This is a genomic window from Mitsuaria sp. TWR114, from assembly GCF_007997345.1.
On record NZ_VOSR01000725.1, the window covers coordinates 1 to 3407 of the forward strand.

4 protein-coding genes are annotated in these 3407 nt (G+C 71.7%); 1 reads left to right on the top strand and 3 read right to left on the bottom strand.

Annotation, left to right across the window (positions count from 1 at the left end; translation table 11 throughout):
* From FUT87_RS23130 to FUT87_RS23140, 3 genes are all read right to left on the bottom strand, one after another.
* A partial coding sequence (locus FUT87_RS23130; RefSeq protein WP_147242528.1) for a DUF2332 domain-containing protein occupies positions 1–681 on the bottom strand: 681 nt, incomplete at its 3' end.
* A 108-nt stretch (positions 682–789) separates the two neighbouring features.
* Positions 790–1287, bottom strand: a complete 498-nt coding sequence (locus FUT87_RS23135; RefSeq protein ID WP_091729093.1) for a glutathione peroxidase — start codon at positions 1285–1287, stop codon at positions 790–792.
* Positions 1288–1346: 59 nt separating this feature from the next.
* Complete coding sequence (locus FUT87_RS23140) at positions 1347–2207, bottom strand: DMT family transporter (protein WP_147242529.1); 861 nt, start codon at positions 2205–2207, stop codon at positions 1347–1349.
* A 231-nt stretch (positions 2208–2438) separates the two neighbouring features.
* Here FUT87_RS23140 and FUT87_RS23145 point away from each other — a divergent pair, with 231 nt between their 5' ends.
* Positions 2439–3380 carry a hypothetical protein gene (locus FUT87_RS23145; RefSeq protein WP_147242530.1) on the top strand — a complete coding sequence of 314 codons (942 nt, stop codon included), beginning with the start codon at positions 2439–2441 and terminating at the stop codon, positions 3378–3380.
* Positions 3381–3407: the final 27 nt, after the last annotated feature.

The following is a 3407-nucleotide window of genomic DNA, read 5'->3' on the forward strand; positions in this document are numbered from 1 at the left end:
GCAGGCGCGCAACCAGCGAGCGGCGGTTTCGTCGGCGGGGTCGGCCGGTTTCAGGTCGACGCCCATCCGCCGCGCCGCCCGCCAGCACGGCGCGCCCAGCAGGCCGGTGGGGCGTTCGCCGCGCCAATGCGTCCGGATCACCGGCGCGTCGGGGCTCGCGCCCGGCGTGACCTCGACACCATCGTCATAGGCATAGCGGTCGACGCCCAGGTTCAGGCCGGCGCTGCAACCGAAGTCGAACAGCGCGAGTTCCACCGGCGCCGACGCCGTCCCGCCCAGCCGCGTCGCGAGCGCCTGCAGGGCCGGCCGCAGCACCGCGCAGCGACCGGTCTCGTTGGTCTGCGTCGTGCGGGTGCGGATCAGCGCGCGCAGCGCCGGGTCCTCCCGCTGGATGAAGTCCCGCAGCGTCGCCGGCAAGGCGTCGTCGGGCGCGCGCGTCCCGCCGACGCTGGCGTAATACGCCGCCAACGGATGCGGATCGCCCGCGAGGATCCGCTCATGCAGCGCCGCCAGTAGCAGCACGGGCAGGCGCTGCGTCGGCGGCGCCTCCAGGAGCAGGCCCATCAGCGCGGCATCGCCGCCGATGACCGCCGCGAGGGCGCGGTACAGCGGGTCATCCTGGCCGTCGATCTCGGCGAAACGGGCGAAGTGGTGGGCGATGCGCCCGAGTGCGTCTTCCATGGCGATGGACTCCAGGCCGTCGTGCGCGGCCAGAATGTCGGCCGTCCGACAAATCCGCGTTGCCGGATCGGTCCGGTCGCGGCCGGCCTTCCCGGACGCTGAGGCCGCTCAGCCGCCCAGCGCCGCCTCGATCTCGCCGCGGATCGCCGCCGGCGCGTCGTTCGGCGCGAAGCGCTTGAGCACCTGCCCATCGCGCCCGACCAGGAACTTGGTGAAGTTCCACTTGATGCCCTGCGTCCCCAGGATCCCGGGCTTCTCGCCCTTGAGCCACTGCCACAGCGGATGCGCCTCACCGCCGTTGACCTTGACCTTGGCCATCATCGGGAAGCTGACCCCATAGTTCAGCTGGCAGAACGAGGCGATCTCCTCATTGCTGCCGGGGTCCTGGCCGCCGAACTCGTTGCTCGGGAATCCGACGATCACCAGCCCGCGGGCCTGGTAGTCGCGCCACAGGTCCTCCAGGCCCTTGAATTGCGGGGTGAAACCGCATTCGCTGGCGGTGTTGACGATCAGCAGCACGCGGCCGCGGTACTGCGACAGCGCGACCGGCTCACCAGCGATGCTGACGGCGTCGAAGTCGAAGGCAGTCTTGCCATTGGCGCTCATGGGGGACCTCCTCGTTGGGGCCGGGTGGGCCGGGGTGCATCCTAGCGCGGCGCGGCGGATCAGGCGCGGTGGCGCTCCAGGGCTGCCAGCATCGCCGCGCCCAGGATCGCCGCACCGCCCAGCGCCGTCTTGCCGTCCAGCGTGCCGCCGCCCAGCAGCAGCGCCGAGATCGCCGCCACCGGGACCTCGGTCAGCATCACGACCGCCGTGACGTTCGCCGGCAGCCGCGCCGCGCCGTACTGCAGCGACAGGTTGGAGACGAAGAACAGCAGCGCCATGCCCGCCAGCGGCAGCAGCCACACGGCCCCCGGCAGCGAGGGCCAGGGCGCCAGGCCGTGGCCCGCCATGGCGACGGCCGACAGGCCCGCCACCAGCACGCCGCCGGTGAACATCGCCAGCGCCCGCGCCCCCGGGCTGCGGGCGGCCTCGCGGCGCAGCATCACGTTGTTGAACGCGAAGGTCATGCCGCCCAACAGTCCCAGCACGTCCGGCAGGCTGGACGGCACCGGCCAGCCGCCGTCCGCGGGCGCCAGCACGGCCAGCGCGCCGCCCAGCGCCAGGGCGATCCGCAACCCCGCCATCGCCGTCAAGGGCTCATGCAGGACCACCCGCGCCAGCAGCACCGCCCACAGCGGCATCAGGTAGAAGAGCAGCACGACCCGCACCACGTCGCCGGTCGACACGCCCCAGTTGAAGGCGGTGTTGGTCATCCCGGCCGCCAGCGTCACCACCCACAGGCCGGGGGAGCGCAGCCATTCGGACACCGCCCCGCGCTGGCTCAGCAGCACCACCGCCCAGGACAGCGCGTACATGATCACCGTGGTCCAGAGCGGGTGCATGCCCGCCCCCTCGAATTGACGGAATGGCCACCAGGACAGCCCCCAGATGGTGGCGTTGAGCATCAGGGCGAGGATCGGCATGCAGGAGCGAGGCGAGGGCCAGGGGACAGAGGGAAGGGACAGGGGTGGGGCTTGCGCAACAGTCCCGGGGGAGGGACTTGGAACCGGCTCGCGGCGCGGCCAACAATGCCCAGGGTTTGTAGCATGGCGCAAGGACTGACCCTGCCCTCCAATCGGGGCGCCGTGCGCCTGTCATGCACGCGGCCTACCCTGTCGCGTGTGACCCGTCCACCAAACTAGGGAGAGCTTCTCTTGGATCACCTGGCCTGTTTCGCCCCCGAGGATCTGCAGTCCACCCCCGGGCCCGACCTGCAGGGCTACCACTGGCGCCTGCTGGCCCAAGGGGACTCCTGGTTCTCCACCGCCCAGGCCAAGCTCAGCGCGCACGCGAACCTGCTCCAGGAACTGGTGCTGACCAAACCCGCCGTCGCGATCAATTGCGCCGGCCAGCGCGAAAGCCTGTCCAAGGTGGTCGAGCTCGAATCCGCGCCGGACTTCGTGCGCCTGCTGACGGCGCCGGAATCGCCGGTGTGGGACGGCATCCTGCTGTCCGTCGGCGGCAACGACCTGATCAAGGCGGCGCAGACCCCGACCCAGATCGACGGCGCCGAGGTGCCGCTGCACCTGCGCCTGCTGCGCCGCCAGACCGAATGGGGGCCGCCGTCGGCGGGGGTCGGCCGCTACTTCTCGGAGCCGGGCTGGGCGACCTACGCGGACTACCTGAAGGCCAACCTGCGTCACCTGCTGACGCTGCGCGACCAGGGGCCGTCCGCCGGCAAGCCGGTGTTCATGCATTGCTACGCGGTGCCGATGCCGAGGCCGGCCGGCGCGGAGGATGCGGGCCACGGACCGTGGCTGTATCCGGCGCTGAAGGCCTATGCGATCCCGGCGGCCGACTGGGCCGCGGTCAGCCGGCTGATGGTGATGCACCTGGCGCAGCTGCTGAAGTCGCTGATGGCGGACAAGGAGCAGTTCCCGGGACTGTTCGTGTTCGATTCGACCGCCGTGCCGCTGGCCGCGGCCGCGCCGGGAGCCAGCGGCATCAGCGGCGACTGGCACAACGAGATCCACCTCAACCACAGCGGCTGCCTGAAGATCGGCCGCGCGTGGTCGGAGCACATCGAGCAGGTGCTGACCACCGGCGGCCTGGTCGTCGAGACGCCGCCCAGCGGCCGAGGCCGCGCGCGGCGCTGAGCCGCCCAGCCACCGCCGCTGGCCCTC

What these genes read in the sequence shown, in the direction of transcription:
- FUT87_RS23135 (WP_091729093.1), bottom strand. Translation starts at nt 1,287, where the DNA reads ATGAGCGCCAATGGCAAGACTGCCTTCGACTTCGACGCCGTCAGCATC.
- FUT87_RS23140 (WP_147242529.1), bottom strand. Translation starts at nt 2,207, where the DNA reads ATGCCGATCCTCGCCCTGATGCTCAACGCCACCATCTGGGGGCTGTCC.